Genomic DNA, 13,397 nt, shown 5'->3' on the forward strand with positions numbered 1-13,397 from the left:
CGGAGCATGATGTCACCGCGCCGCCCGATCTTCGTTCTCGTGCTCGGAGGTTTGATCCTCGCGGGCCTCGGCCTGCAGGACTGGCCGGTCGACGGCGGCCGGGCGATGACCTTTGCCGGCCATGCGTTGGACGATTACGGCCTGGCCTTGACGGCCGAGGGACCGACGCGCCTCACGCTCCTGCCCCTCCCGCGCCTGACCCTCGGCCGCGTCCGCCTTACAGCCGGTCCCGACGGGCCGACGCTGGCGGAGGGCGGCCATCTGACAATCGATCTCGATCCGCTCGGGTTGCTAGGCGGCCGGGCCGAGCTGGGTGGTCTCCGCCTCGACGAGGCGCGCCTGTCGCCGGATGCCTCCGCCTGGGGCGGGCCGCTGGCGCAGCTCGCCGCGTGGACGCGGTCCGGCGCGACGCTGCGTCCGCGATGGATCACCGTGAGCGGCGCCCGCATCGCAGAGGGCGACGAGGCCCGGGACATCGACATCGATCTCGCCTGGCCATTCTGGAGCGCCTCCGCCGAGGCTCATGCAAGCCTGACGTGGCGGGGCGTGCCGACGCGGATCGTGCTGACTCACCTGCGTCCGGCCGAGATCGCGCAGGGATTGCGCAGCCCGTTCACCGCTTCGGTGACCTGGCCGGACGGCAGTTTGGCAGCCGAGGGGAGCGCAGGTCCGCCGCCCGACGGCGCTGCCTGGCCCGCGCTGGCGGGGCGGGCCCGATTCGAGAGCCGCTCGCTTCCCAGAACCCTCGCCTGGCTCGGTCGCGACGCGCCGCTTGCCGCGCTTGCCGGCGCGTTCTCGCTGGAGGGACGGTTCGAGACTGCGGACAGATCTGTTTCGTGGCCGAGTCTGCGCGTGGGGCTCGGCGGCGATGTCCTGGATGGTGCCGGCGCCGCGACCCTCGGGGCCGGGGCCGTCCCACGCCTCTCGATCCAGGCGACGCTGGCGGCCGACACGGTCGACCTCGCACCGCTGATGGGCGATCTGAACACGCTGTTCGCGTCGGAGCCGACGCCTCTGGCTTTGGCGCCTCTCACCCGAGGCGATCTCGATCTGCGCCTGTCGGCGGCCGAGGGTCGGGCCGGCTCGGTCCAGGTCCAGGATCTCGCCGCCAGCATTCTGGTCCGGGACGCAGCCGTGGAAGTGGCGGTGAACCGGGCGCGTCTTCAGGACGGCACACTCAAGGGGCGTGTCACCCTGGCGAGCGGAGCGGATCCGGCCGAGACCGAGGTACGGATGCAGGGCACCCTGGATCGGGTCGACCTGGGCTCGCTGCTCGCCGATTTCGGGAGCGGGCGCTGGATGAGCGGGCCGCTTCAGGGGCAGTTCTTTCTAGAGGGCAGTGCGCATGACAGCGCCGGCCTGCTCGCCCATCTGGGTGGCCGGGCGACGCTTGCCGTCGAGGGGGGCGTGATCTCGGGTCTCGACCTGGCCGAACTCGTCCACCGCAACGGTGTCGTTCCCGCGGGAGCACTCGCGCGTCGCAACGGCCGGACCGCGTTCGAGCGCGCCGCAGTCACGCTGCGCTTTTCCGACGGGATCGGCGAGTTTTCCGAATCCGGCCTGCGCGGGCCAAGCGTCGGGGCCAACCTGCAGGGTCGGGTCTCGCTGCCGAACCGGCGGATCGAGGCCCGGGGCGACTTGGCGCTTCGCGCCGCGGCCGATGCGTCCCGCGGCCTCGTGTTCGAAGTCTCGGGTCCGTGGGATGCGCCGACCGCGCAGGTCGTCCCTCCGGGCGAGGCGATCCTGCCAGATCCGTTCAAGGTTCCAGCCTCTCTTGGATGGAGCGGTAACGCCCGCGCCTACGCGCCCTGACGTTGGTTACCGCGCCCGATTTCAAGCTCCGGCTCCAGACCTGTCCGTGACACCCATGCGCCGCCTGCTCATCGAGGAACCCGTCACCCGCGCCGGGCCGCTATCGCGGCAGCTCGCCGTGTTTGCCATCATCGCGACGGGGCTGGCCCTGATCGTGGTGCGCGATCCGCGTTCGGATACCGATGCGGCGCTGGTGGCACTGGTGGCCGGGCTCGGCATTGCCCTGGCCGCGGCGGTCGCAGCCATCTGCGCATTCGTGCAGATCTGGCGCGAGGGTGCGCGGGGCCTGGGTGCGGCGCTGGCCGGATTGATGCTGGCGCTGCTGCTGCTGGGCTACCCGGCCTATCTGGGCCTGCGCGGGCTGCGTCTTCCGGTCCTGTCGGACATCACTACCGATATCGAAAACCCGCCGGCCTTCTCACGCTCGCGTGCCGCCTATGCGGCGCGGAGCGGGCGCTACCCGCCGGATCCGAGTTCCGCCATCCGCGAGCGCCAGCGCGACGCCTACCCGCAGATCGCCCCGCTGACCCTCGATATCGGCGCCGACGAAGCGTTCGAATTGGCCCGCAAGGCGGCTCTGAACCGGCATTGGCAGATCGTCGAGGCGATCCGTCCGGGGGGGCGCACCGGCAACGGCCGGATCGAGGCCGTGGCACGCGGGCTGGTCCTCAACCTGCCCGACGACGTGACCGTGCGAATCCGCCCTCGGGCCGACGGCGCCCGGATCGACGTGCGCTCCGCCTCACGGCTCGGAGGCCGCGACTTCGGCAGCAATGCCGATCGCATCCGCGCCTATCTCGATGACGTCGCCAACCTGGCGCTGGCGGTGAAATAGTCGGGTCGCCCGTCAGGCGGGCGTGTAGGTGCTGTCGAGGCGCGGCGGTCCATCGCAGCCGACGAGCCCGCGCTCGACGAGATCCTCCAGATGGGCGAACACCGACAGCGCGGCCGCACCTCGCAACCGCGGGTCGAGGCCCTGGTAAATCGCAGCCACCACCTCCGGGATGCGGACATCCCCGGCCGCCAGACGGGCGCGGATCGCGGCCTCGCGTTGCCGGCGATGGCCGACGAGGCAGCGGACCAGACGGGCAGGCTCGCGCACGGGGCCGCCATGGCCCGGCCAATAGATCGTCTCGCTACGCCCCCGCAGCTTCTCGAGCGAGGCCATGTAGGCCCGCATCTCCCCATCCGGGGGCGCGACGATCGTGGTGTTCCAAGCCATCACGTGGTCGCCGGAGAACAGAGCCTCCGCCTGCGGCAGCGCGAAGGCGAGGTGGTTCATCGTGTGGCCGGGCGTCTCGACCGCCACGAGGGTCCAGCCCGGACCGGAAACCGTATCCCCCTCGGCCATCACGCGTTCGGGCGCATGCGCTTTGTCGGAACTGGCGTCGAGCATCGGAGCCTCGCCGTCCGCCAGGGGACGGGCAGCCCGATGCGGTCCACAGCCGACGATCGGCGCACCGGTCCGGGCAGCCAGGAGCCGCGCCCCGGGCGAATGATCCCGATGGGTGTGGGTGACCACGATGGCGTCGACCTGCTCTCCGGCGAGGTCGGCCAGCAGCGCATTGATATGGCTGGAATCGTCGGGACCGGGATCGATGATCGCGACGTGTCCGTCGCCGATCACGTAGGTGCAGGTGCCGGTTGCCGTGAAGGGACCGCCGTTCGGGGCGATCCGCCTGCGGATCAGCGGAGCCACGCGCTCCAGGCGTCCGCTCTCCGGCAGGGACCGATCGAAAGTCGGCCCGTTCTCGTCTTCGTTCGCCATCGCCGCCCCGTCCGATCGTGGCGGCTTTTCTAGAGCGGCGCCCGTATGCGGTGCAAACAGGCACGATTTTCAGAGATTTTTCCGAAAGGCAGACCGTCTCCGGACCCCGATTTCAGGCTCAGCCTTCGCGTCGGGCGCGGCCGGACCGCACGCGAACCGGCACTGGAACAGGGGCGGGCATCACCCCGAGGCCGAGGGCAGCCGCCCGTGCCACGTCAGCAGCACCATCGACGATCTCCGTCGCACGGGCCGCGAGAGCGGCGACTTTGGATCGAACGGCATTCTTTGCAGCTTGCAGCATCTCGGATCCTAGCTCGGACCTAACAACCTACCATCGAACGCTGCCGTCCGGGTCCCGTTCCGTCACGGATCGTCGCGGGCAGATCCGTAAGCGAGACGAATCGGAAGCGCATTGTCAAGTGCGCGGAACCAGAGCGAAACCTTGGCGTTTTCGAGTCCAGAACGACGCGGCCGCCCGCGCCGGTACTTTCAAAGGATAAGCGCAATGCTCGGTTGGGCCGTAACTTTCCTCGTCGTCGCTCTGGTCGCCGCTCTGCTCGGCTTCGGCGGTATTGCCGGGACCGCCATGGAAGCTGCCAAGCTGGTGTTCTTTGTCGCGATCGTCCTGTTCGCGATCTCCGCGGTCGTCGGCCTGATGCGCGGCCGCTCGCCGACTCTATAAAACGTTCGTAACGCCTAGCGCTGGCGCCAGGCTGACGCACAACTGACGGAGAACCGCGGCCATCAGCAGCGGCTCTTCCATCTTGTGGACCTGTGCGGCTGCCGAAACTGTCGAAAGGCCTTCTTGCATCAGGCCTTTTCGCGGTCGCCGCTATCGAGCTTCGCGATTAGTTCGGCAAAGCGATCCGGCACTGGCTGCTGAGCCACCGTGTCGTACATCGCGCGCAATTGGGCGGCGAGGCGATTCCGGGTGTGGTCGCTCAGGCCGCCGCGGGCGACCGGCGTGTCGGCTTGGGTCAAGGCAGAGCTCGAAGCTTCACCGGATGCGCCCATCGGTGCGCGGACTCGGCGATCTGAGGCTTTCCCGGCATACGGATCTCCGGCGTGGAGTTCCGCATCCTTGCCCTGATCCGCCATTCACACGCCCCTTGTTGCCGAAGTCTGTCGAGCCACATTGTACTGTGGCCCGACATACGCCATGGCTGCGGCTGCAACGCCCGCCCGCCGGATCGGTTCCGCTGCGGGCGGAACGGAGTGCGGGCCTCCGCGTTGGGCGGTAGGCTGCGCGGGATACAAGCCGGCCCCGGCACGATTTCGGTCGAGGACCGAGGTATCGCGGCTGGGCAACACGGCGAGGCACAGGGGATCGAATGTCGACATCGCAACTCGTGGTACAGCACCTGCCGTACCTGCGCCGCTACGCGCGGGCGCTCACGGGGAGCCAAGTGGCGGGCGACGCCTATGTCGCCGCCACCCTGGAAACCCTCGTCAATGAGCCGGATACGCTCGGCCGCAGCACCAACATCAAGGCCGATCTGTTCCGGGTCTTCACCCGGATCTGGAATTCCCTGTCGGTGAACGGGCGCAGCGAGCAGGTCCAGCACGACCTGCCGGCCGAAGTCCGCCTCGGCCAGATCACCCCGCTGCCGCGACAGGCGTTCCTGCTCTCCTGCCTCGAAGGCTTCTCGGAAGAGGACGCCGCCATCATCCTGGCGGTGGATGTCTCCGAGGTACGCGACTTGGTCGACGAGGCCGGCCGCGAGCTCGCCGCCGACATGGCCACTGAAATCCTCATCATCGAGGACGAGCCGCTGATCGCCATGGATCTCGAGGCTCTGGTCGAGGGCCTCGGCCATAACGTCATCGGCGTCGCCCGCACCCGCACCGAGGCGATCAAGATCGCCAGCGAGGGCAAGCGCCCGGGCCTGATCCTGGCCGACATCCAGCTGGCCGACGGCTCCTCGGGCCTCGACGCGGTGAACGACCTGCTGAAGACCTTTGAGGTGCCGGTGATCTTCATCACCGCCTATCCTGAGCGCTTCCTCACCGGCGAGCGGCCCGAACCGGCCTTCCTCATCGCCAAGCCGTTTCAGCCGGCGAACGTCTCCGCGGTGATCAGCCAGGCGCTGTTCTTCCAGCAGACCGCGCGCCGCCGGGAAGCGAAGACGGCTTGATCCGTCGATCTTCGGAGCGGTTCGCAGCTCCGGACCAGCCACGACCGTCGAAAAAAACCCCGGCTCGAGCCGGGGTTTTTTGTTGCCGTGGTCCGGTCGACCGCGCGCAAAAAAACGGGCTGGAGATGGCTCCAGCCCGTCGAAAAGGTTCCGGCCGATGCACAAGGGGAATGCGGGGAGGACCAGGTGGCCGGGTCTCGATGAAACGAGCGCCGGGCTGGGAGGTTCCGGAAAGTGCGCTTTTTAGGCGAACGTGACTTTTTCAGCACATAGGACGGTTGTGGATGACGGGGGTGCGCCGTCGCACCAACAGCCGGTTCGTCAGCGAATACTCAGGAAGCACAGAGACGGGACAGTCGTGGAACCTGCGATTGCAGGCAGCGTTGTGTAAACATCCTGTCAAGCTCTCATGATGAGGTTGGGGTGATGCTGCGGTCTGGTTTCATTCTGGGCGTGAGTGCTCCCGCGGCTCTTCTCACCGTGCTGCTCCAGCCGGTGGTGCGTGAGACGGCCGACCATTGGACGCCTCCGGTCATCGCCGCTGCCTCGGCCGTGCAGGCGCCGCTTCCGGGCATGCGTCCAGTCTCCCTGGCTCTGAACCCGACGCGGGTCGCCGGCGTCCAGCGTGTCGAAGGCCGTTCCGTCCCGGTCGCCGAGGAGGGGCAGGAGATCGGTATTCGCCCCATCCTGAAGCAGTCGCCGCAGCCGCGACGGCTGGTCCGCGAGGGTTGCGAGACGGCTCTCAGCTCTCTGGTCGGCCCCGAGGCGCGCCGCATGACCCCGGGCCGCTGTATCTCCTGATCGGCGCTCTCGACGAAGCATTGAAAGCAAAAGGCCCCGCTATCCCAGCGGGGCCTTTTGCTGTTTCGGCGCTGCCCCAAACGAAAAACGGCGCCGGTCCTGGGGACACGACGCCGTTACGCGACTCGATCGGGGCAGCGTGTCACTCAGTGCGGCCGGTCCCCGTGGATTGGCCGCCCTTGCGACCGGCCGACGAGGCCAGTTCGCGATCCTGCGAGAAGGAGCGCTTCTCGGCCGGCACGCTGCGTCCGCCCTTGCTGGCGATCTCGCGCTGCCGCGACAGGTCCATCGAGGCAAAGCCCCGCTTCGAGGTTGAATTTCCGGATGCCATCAGTTCCTCCTCAGGCTTCGCTTCACCCCGCAACAACCTTCAGCAATAACCAAGGTTCCTGTGACGAGACGTGGCCAAGTTTGGCAAAGCTAAGCTTGGCAGCAACCGCCGGCTGTGTGCGGCGTTGGTCCCCGGTTGATCTGCGCGTTCCTCCACGGGTGCCCGATGCGGACCGGCATGAGGCCGGCCTACTCTCGTGCCGCACCCCTCTGGGGATCCGACGATGCGGACTTGGAATGAGAGGTTTCGGCAGTGACGAACCGCAATATGGTCAAGGTCGGGTCCGGAACGGGTCCGGTCGTAGGCCCGAACACGCCGCCGCTGCCGCCGATGCCGGCGCCCGAGGATTCGCCGACGCCGACCACCCGCGAGGAGCCGGTCGATTCGCCCCACCTGAATGCTAGCCTGAAGCGAGCGGCTCCCGGTCCCGGCGAGCAGGGCCTGTCGACCAAGCGTTGAGACGGCGCCCGTCAGCCGGACCGCAGGCGGGTCCGGCGGGACAGGCCGAGGAGGAGCAGGCCGATCGCGAGGATCGTCGCGAGACCAGCCACCATCAGGATCCGCTCGACGAGGGGCGTGTAGATGCCGCGTGCGGCATCGTAGCCGTAGCACAGCAGGGCCAGGCGATCCGCCAGGCCGCCGACCCGCCCCTCGCCAGCTTCCGTGAGGGCGAGGCGGAGGTCCCGGCCGGTCAGCGCGAGCGGTGACAACACCCGGGCCACCTGTCCGTCGCGGGTGAGCAGCATCGCGGCGGCGGGGTGGGCGAAACTATCCGTCCCGCGATCGTAGACCGCCGTGTAGCCCAGGGCGCCGGTCAGCCGGGCGAGGGCGGTGTCCGAAACGATCAGGGGCGTGACGCCGGCCGTGCGTGCCCCGAGCGTCTCATGGATCATGCGGCGTGCGGCCGCGGCATCGTCGCGGGGGTCGATGCCGACCAGCACCCATGCGTAGTCTTCTTGGGCGAGGCCGGTCGCCGCCAGCGCATCCGCAGCCATCGATACCATCGGGTCGCACACATTGCCGCAGGTATAGTCCACTGGCAGCAGAAGGGCGGCCCGTCCGCCGAGCGCCTGTCCCAAGGTGGTGGCTTCTCCCGTCCGGGCATCCGTGACCGTGACGGAGAGCGGCACTTGGGCGCCGGGCGCGGGGGCCGCCGCGACCCGGGCGAGGTCGGCCTGAACCAGCCGCGCCTCGACGGCTCCGGAGCCTGCCAGGCAACTGCAGACAATCGTAAGTACGCTGACGATCAGGTACCGGACCGCGCGCGCCGCATCGTGCGTGGGACTGGACAAGGGCTTGATGAACCGCATGGATGTGTCGGCCTGTCCGGCCCTCTCAAGTCCACCCATGCCCGCGAGGGCGTGAAGCCCGTCGCGGAGCCAGCGCATGACCCTCGACACCGAGGTTTCCTCTCTACGGCAAGTCCCGCTGTTCCGCGAAGTGGAGCCGGCGCGCCTGAAGCTTCTGGCGTTCACGAGTGAGCGCGTGCATTTCGAGCCGGGACAGCGCTTCTTCGCCCGGGGCGACGTGGCGGATGCCGCCTACGTGATCCTCAAGGGCAGTGCCGAGGTCAGCATCGACGGGCCGGCGGGCCCGATCCGGCTCGCTTTGCTCGGGCAGGATGCCCTGGTCGGCGAGATGGGCATCCTGGCCGACCAGCCCCGCTCGGCCACCGTGATGGCGGAATCGGCCGTGACGGCGCTCCGCATCGATCGCGGCGTGTTCCTGGAGCTGCTGGCGCAGTTTCCCCAAATCAGCATCGCGCTGATGCGGGTCCTGGCGCTGCGGCTGGAGCAAACCAACCAGGCGCTCGCCGAGAGCCGGGGCTGACCTCATTCGGTTGGGTAGGTGATGAATTCCAGGAGCGAGCCGTCCGGGTCGCGGAAATAGATGCTGAGGCCGGCCCCGGCCGCACCGTGCCGTTCGACCGGGCCGAGTTCCACCGGAACGCCGACGGCTTCCAGATGCGCCATCGCGCCCTCGATCGGCCCCGACCAGCGGAAACACAGGTCGCTGTTGCCTGGCAGCACGGGTTTCGCCGCGACCGGTTCGGCCTTCACGCCCGGCCCGTGGCAGTTGAGCTGCACGCCGCCGAACCGGTAGGCGAAGCCGCTCCCCCGCTCGATCAATTCTGCGCCGACCACGTCCCGGTAGAAGGCGTTGGACTTGGCCCAGTCGGTGACGTGGATCACGCAATGGTCGAGGTGGATCGCCGGACGTAGCGGCACCTCGGGCGCAGCCATGGCCTCGATCGGAAGCGTCTCGGTCTCGGCCATGATTCACCTCCGGGGATGCCGCATTCAGCTTGGGTCTGCCATTCTGAATTAGGGCGCAATTATGGCCGCGGCAGCAGCCGCCCGCGCGTCCGTGCGGCGCAAAAGCTACATCGTCGCAGACTGCGAGACGGTAGGCATAGCACCCAGGACCGTATCCCGTATGTCAGGACCCATGATCGCACCAGACCGATCGGCCTGGAGCCGAATTCGCCAGCTCCTGCTCTCGCGAATTCTGCTCGCCGTCGTGGCGATCGCGCCGCTGGCCGCCTGCCAGACGCGCCCGTCCCAGCTCGCGCAGGACGATGAATCGGCCTGGTACATCGGCACGAAGGCCGACAAACCCTACGACATCCCGCTGGTCGACACCGCCCGGCTCGATCCGAAGTACCGCCGCCAGCAGGTCAGTTACAACGGTCCGGAGAAGCCCGGGACGATCCTGGTCGATATCGACCAGCGCCAGCTCCTGCTGGTCCAGGCGGACGGCACCGCGATGCAGTACGGCGTCGGTGTCGGCAAAGCCGGCTTCTCCTGGAAGGGCGAGGCGCGGGTCGGCCGCAAGGGCGTCTGGCCGGATTGGAGCCCGACCGTCACGATGGTCTCGCTCAACCCGGACCTGCCGCGCACCCGCAAGGGTGGCGTCGACAACCCGCTGGGTGCCCGCGCCCTCTACCTGTACCAGGGCAACCGCGACATCCTGTTCCGCATCCACGGCACCAACGAGCCCTGGAGCATCGGCGAGCAGATGTCGTCGGGCTGCGTCCGGATGCTCAACGAGGACATCGCCGACCTGTACGAGCGCGTGCCCGTGGGCACACGCGTGCTGGTGAAGCGCAACGGCAAGTACCGGGCCTGACGCCCGGTCGCCGTGGGAGCGGCCGAGCCGGCGCGCTCACGCCGCCCTGTCGTGGCCCTCGGTGAATTCCCGCCAGAGCAGGACCAGGGCCGCCATGACGGCCGGGCCGACGAACAGGCCCAGCAGGCCGAAGGTCTCGACGCCTCCGAGAATACCGAGCAGCACCCACAGGAACGGCAGTTTCGTGGTGCCGCCGATCAAAGCCGGCCGGACGAAATGGTCGGCCGCGAAGGTGACCACCAAGCCCGCCACCGCCACGACGATCGCCGCCTGCACCGAACCGGCCGCGACAAGCAGCAGCGCCGCGACCGCGATGGCGATCGCCGCGCCGAACGGAATCATCGCGGCCACGGCCGTGAAGGCGCCGAGCAGCACCGGGTGCGGCACGCCGGCGAAGTAGTAGACGACGCCGAGGATGAACCCCTCGCCGAGGCCGACCAGCACGAGGCCGTCGACGGTGCCGTGCACCGAGGCCACCATCTGGCGCGCGACGCGCTCGCCCCTCGGGCCGAACAGGCGATCGCAGGCGACCCGGACCTGCTCGGTCACCGTGCGCCAGTCGCGGAACAGGAAGAACAGGGCCACGAGGCTGAAGCCGAACAGCACGATCCGGTGCACCACCTCGCGTCCGAAATTCCGCGACGCGCCGACCACAGAGTGGTTCTCGAACCGGTGCAGCAGGTCGGAGCCGGCCTGGGCATGGCCGAGATTATCGTTCCACCAGGCGGTGGCCTGGGCCGCGCCGTAGGGCAGGTGCTGGACGAATTCGGGAGCCGGGATGCCGTTCGCTTCGGCGCTGCGCACGAACTCGGCGACGTCGTGGGCCTCGCGCGCCGCCTGCACGCCCAGGATCGCCAGGGGGGCGAGGAACACCAGAGCCACCGCGGCGGTCATCAGCGTCGGCAGCAGCAGGTTGTGCCGGCCCGGGGGGAAGCGGTGTTCCAGGCGGGCGTAGAGCGGCCACAGCGCGATCGCCAGCACCACCGCCCAGGCCAGGGCCGGCAGAAATCCGTGCAGGATCCAGAGGCCGAGCGCGGACAGCGCGAGAACCAGCATGACCCGCGCCGCCCCTTGCGAGCGCGCCCGCTCCGGCGGGGGCGGGGGGGCGGCATGCGCCGGAACCGCGACGGGTTGGGCCGTGGGTAACATCGGTTTCGTCTCCTGAGCGCCGCGCGAAGGATCCCGCGCAGAGTAGCCGAACACTTCGCGGGGCGGCGCGTGGTCCCTGCGCACGTCTCGATGGACGATCCGGGACCAGCGCTGCAACGCACCGGGAACCGTTACGGTTGCCGCCTCCGACCCCCTCGTGTAGAGGTCGCGGCCGTCCGACCGGCCCGCGTCACAGGAGCCGGGATGCGTATTGGTGGCCGCGCGGGGCGTGAGCGCCGGGTCGCCCGGCGTCGAGGGGGCTCCCCGCCCGACCGATCCGGAAACCGAACAGCCCGCGAGAAGACATGTCCGACGAGCCAGCCCACGGCAGCGCCACCTTCGAGCGCGTGGCCGACATTATAGCCGAGACCGCCGACATCCCCCGGGACAAGATCACCCCGGAGAGTCACGCCATCGACGATCTCGGCATCGACAGCCTGGCCTTCCTCGACATCGCCTTCGCGGTCGACAAGGCCTTCGGGATCAAGCTGCCGCTCGAGCGCTGGACCCAGGAGGTCAACGAGGGCAAGGTTCCGGCCGAGCAGTATTTCGTCCTCAAGAACCTGTGCGCGCGCATCGACGCCCTGGTGGCCGAGAAGGCCGCCAAGGTCTGACGCGCCAGAGCCCGACGTAACCCCCCATGCGCCTCGAATATTTCGAGATGATCGATTCCGTGCGGCTCCTCGACCGGGCCGCCGGCCGGATCGAGGCGCTCGCCCGGGTGCCGCTGGAGAGCCCCGTGTTCGAGGGGCACTTCCCCGGCCATCCGCTGGTGCCCGGCGTGCTGCTGACCGAGACGATGGCGCAGGCCTCGGGCTACCTCGTGCTCGCCCATCTCGACTTCACCCGGATGCCGTTCCTGACCGGGGTGGACAAGGCCCGGTTCCGGTCCTTCGTGGGGCCCGGCGCCGAGCTCGTGGTCACAGCTACTCTGGAGCATGACGGCTCGGGCTACGCCGTGACCAAGGCCGCGATCAGCCACGACGGCAAGGCGCTCTGCGACGCCGAGCTGCGCTTCCGCACCATGCCGTTCCCGGACGGGCTCGACGCGCCGATGCGGGCGCGAGCCCGGGCGATCGGCCTGTTCTCGGACCCAGTGCAGTCATGAGCCGCCCGGTCCTCGTCACCGGTCTCGGCCTCGTCTCCTGTGCGGGCGAGGGGATCGAGGCGCATCTCGCCGCCCTCGACGCCGGCGCTGCGCCCCGGACCGACACCGAGACCTTCGCGCCCTATTGCGTGCATCCCGCGCCGCCGATCGCCTGGGACGGACAGATCCCCAAGCGCAGCGACCAGCGCCAGATGGAGGCGTGGCAGCGGCTCGGCGTCTACGCCGCCGGACTCGCCCTCGACTCCGCCGGTGTGAAGGACGATGCCGCCCTCAAACAGGCGCTCCATCTCGTGGTGGCGGCCGGCGGTGGCGAGCGCGACTATGCGGTCGACGGCGCGATCCTCACGGGCCTGCGCGATGCCGCCGATCCGGGCGCCTACCTGAACGAGCGGCTGCAGAACGACCTCCGGCCGACGCTGTTCCTGGCCCAGCTCTCGAACCTGCTCGCCGGCAACATCGCGATCGTGCACGGCGTCACGGGCGCCTCGCGCACCTTCATGGGTGAGGAATCGGCCGGCGTCGATGCGCTGCGGATCGCGCAGGCGCGGGTCGCCTCGGGGCAGATCGACGCGATCCTGGTCGGCGGATCCTACAGCGCCGAGCGGCCGGACGTGCTGGTAGTCCACGAAATGGGCGGCTACTTGGCCCGGGCGCCCTACCGCCCGGTGTTCGAGCGGGCCGATGCGGCGCCTGGCTTCATCCTGGGGAGCTGCGCCGCCTTCCTGATGCTGGAATCCGAGGCGCACGCCGCCGCCCGCGGGGCCCGGGCGCTCGCCCGGCTGGACCGGGTGGCGAGCGATCGCACGCGGCGCATCCCCGGCAGCGTCGCCGCCAGCCTCGAAGCGCTCTGGCCGCAGGCCGGCCTCACGGCGCCTGACCGCATCCTGTCCGGAGCCACCGGAGTCGCACCGATCACCTTGGAGGAGCAGGACGCGCTCGCGCGGCTTGCGCCCGATGCCGGCCTTCACGCCCTCGGTGACGTGATCGGGCACGGGCTCGAGGTCGTCGCCCCGCTCGGAGCGGCGCTCGCCGCAGGCCTCGTGGCGGCCGGATCGGCCCGCGAGGTGGCGGTGACGACGGTCGGCCATCGCCGGGGCGAAGGCGTGCTGCGCCTGGTTCCGGCCTGACCCGCGCCCGAAGCCGGGCTTGCGGATCGGCGCAGCC

General features: G+C 69.4%; 17 protein-coding genes. 11 read left to right on the top strand and 6 right to left on the bottom strand.

Annotation, left to right across the window (positions count from 1 at the left end):
* The first annotated feature begins 9 nt into the window (after window positions 1-9).
* Both MKL09_RS22515 and MKL09_RS22520 read left to right on the top strand, forming a co-directional pair.
* Window positions 10-1,812 (top strand): AsmA family protein, encoded by a 1,803-nt coding sequence (locus MKL09_RS22515; protein ID WP_244023876.1) that lies wholly within the window; start codon window positions 10-12, stop codon window positions 1,810-1,812.
* Between the two features lie 55 nt (window positions 1,813-1,867).
* Entirely contained in the window at window positions 1,868-2,647 is a 780-nt protein-coding gene (locus MKL09_RS22520; RefSeq protein ID WP_244023878.1) for a DUF1499 domain-containing protein, read from the top strand.
* Window positions 2,648-2,659: 12 nt separating this feature from the next.
* Here the strand turns inward: MKL09_RS22520 and MKL09_RS22525 are convergent, their stop codons facing one another.
* Complete coding sequence (locus MKL09_RS22525) at window positions 2,660-3,580, bottom strand: MBL fold metallo-hydrolase (protein ID WP_244023880.1); 921 nt, start codon at window positions 3,578-3,580, stop codon at window positions 2,660-2,662.
* A gap of 505 nt (window positions 3,581-4,085) precedes the next feature.
* Here MKL09_RS22525 and MKL09_RS22530 point away from each other — a divergent pair.
* The gene (locus tag MKL09_RS22530; RefSeq protein ID WP_007568853.1) at window positions 4,086-4,262 is read left to right on the top strand and encodes a DUF1328 domain-containing protein; all 177 of its coding nucleotides are present in this window, start codon (window positions 4,086-4,088) and stop codon (window positions 4,260-4,262) included.
* A gap of 128 nt (window positions 4,263-4,390) precedes the next feature.
* On the opposite strand, the gene MKL09_RS22535 is transcribed toward MKL09_RS22530, so the two are convergent.
* A complete protein-coding gene (locus MKL09_RS22535) occupies window positions 4,391-4,561 on the bottom strand; it encodes a NepR family anti-sigma factor (RefSeq protein WP_244023882.1) in 171 nt (56 codons plus the stop codon).
* Window positions 4,562-4,911: 350 nt separating this feature from the next.
* On the opposite strand from MKL09_RS22535, the gene MKL09_RS22540 reads away from it, so the two are divergent.
* Together MKL09_RS22540 and MKL09_RS22545 are read left to right on the top strand one after the other, a co-directional pair.
* A complete protein-coding gene (locus MKL09_RS22540) occupies window positions 4,912-5,715 on the top strand; it encodes a response regulator (RefSeq protein WP_007568855.1) in 804 nt (267 codons plus the stop codon).
* 426 nt (window positions 5,716-6,141) lie between these two features.
* On the top strand, window positions 6,142-6,516 hold the full coding sequence (locus tag MKL09_RS22545) for a hypothetical protein (protein WP_244023883.1): 375 nt from the start codon (window positions 6,142-6,144) through the stop codon (window positions 6,514-6,516).
* A 142-nt stretch (window positions 6,517-6,658) separates the two neighbouring features.
* Here the strand turns inward: MKL09_RS22545 and MKL09_RS22550 are convergent, their stop codons facing one another.
* Window positions 6,659-6,847, bottom strand: a complete 189-nt coding sequence (locus MKL09_RS22550) for a general stress protein (RefSeq protein WP_244023885.1) — start codon at window positions 6,845-6,847, stop codon at window positions 6,659-6,661.
* A gap of 252 nt (window positions 6,848-7,099) precedes the next feature.
* Here MKL09_RS22550 and MKL09_RS22555 point away from each other — a divergent pair, with 252 nt between their 5' ends.
* Window positions 7,100-7,306, top strand: a complete 207-nt coding sequence (locus tag MKL09_RS22555; RefSeq protein ID WP_244023887.1) for a hypothetical protein — start codon at window positions 7,100-7,102, stop codon at window positions 7,304-7,306.
* 11 nt (window positions 7,307-7,317) lie between these two features.
* Here MKL09_RS22555 and MKL09_RS22560 read toward each other — a convergent pair whose 3' ends face one another.
* Window positions 7,318-8,247 (bottom strand): SCO family protein, encoded by a 930-nt coding sequence (locus MKL09_RS22560; RefSeq protein ID WP_244023889.1) that lies wholly within the window; start codon window positions 8,245-8,247, stop codon window positions 7,318-7,320.
* Here MKL09_RS22560 and MKL09_RS22565 point away from each other — a divergent pair.
* Complete coding sequence (locus MKL09_RS22565; protein WP_244023891.1) at window positions 8,234-8,677, top strand: cyclic nucleotide-binding domain-containing protein; 444 nt, start codon at window positions 8,234-8,236, stop codon at window positions 8,675-8,677. The genes MKL09_RS22560 and MKL09_RS22565 overlap by 14 nt on opposite strands.
* Before the next feature lie 2 nt (window positions 8,678-8,679).
* Here the strand turns inward: MKL09_RS22565 and MKL09_RS22570 are convergent, their stop codons facing one another.
* A complete protein-coding gene (locus MKL09_RS22570) occupies window positions 8,680-9,123 on the bottom strand; it encodes a VOC family protein (RefSeq protein WP_244023893.1) in 444 nt (147 codons plus the stop codon).
* Between the two features lie 160 nt (window positions 9,124-9,283).
* Between MKL09_RS22570 and MKL09_RS22575 the strand changes: the two genes are divergently transcribed.
* Window positions 9,284-9,976, top strand: a complete 693-nt coding sequence (locus MKL09_RS22575; RefSeq protein WP_409566965.1) for a L,D-transpeptidase — start codon at window positions 9,284-9,286, stop codon at window positions 9,974-9,976.
* A gap of 36 nt (window positions 9,977-10,012) precedes the next feature.
* Here the strand turns inward: MKL09_RS22575 and MKL09_RS22580 are convergent, their stop codons facing one another.
* On the bottom strand, window positions 10,013-11,125 hold the full coding sequence (locus tag MKL09_RS22580) for an AI-2E family transporter (RefSeq protein WP_244023897.1): 1,113 nt from the start codon (window positions 11,123-11,125) through the stop codon (window positions 10,013-10,015).
* A 305-nt stretch (window positions 11,126-11,430) separates the two neighbouring features.
* On the opposite strand from MKL09_RS22580, the gene MKL09_RS22585 reads away from it, so the two are divergent.
* From MKL09_RS22585 to MKL09_RS22595, 3 genes are read left to right on the top strand one after another with little or no spacing between them, the layout of a single operon-like run.
* The gene (locus MKL09_RS22585; protein ID WP_050734803.1) at window positions 11,431-11,739 is read left to right on the top strand and encodes an acyl carrier protein; all 309 of its coding nucleotides are present in this window, start codon (window positions 11,431-11,433) and stop codon (window positions 11,737-11,739) included.
* 26 nt (window positions 11,740-11,765) lie between these two features.
* The gene (locus MKL09_RS22590) at window positions 11,766-12,233 is read left to right on the top strand and encodes a 3-hydroxyacyl-ACP dehydratase FabZ family protein (RefSeq protein WP_244023899.1); all 468 of its coding nucleotides are present in this window, start codon (window positions 11,766-11,768) and stop codon (window positions 12,231-12,233) included.
* Window positions 12,230-13,360 (top strand): beta-ketoacyl-ACP synthase, encoded by a 1,131-nt coding sequence (locus tag MKL09_RS22595; protein WP_244023902.1) that lies wholly within the window; start codon window positions 12,230-12,232, stop codon window positions 13,358-13,360. Before MKL09_RS22590 ends, MKL09_RS22595 begins: the two co-directional genes overlap by 4 nt.
* Window positions 13,361-13,397 lie beyond the last annotated feature (37 nt).

Source organism: Methylobacterium sp. J-048 (genome assembly GCF_022829515.1).
Classification (GTDB): Bacteria; Pseudomonadota; Alphaproteobacteria; order Rhizobiales; family Beijerinckiaceae; genus Methylobacterium.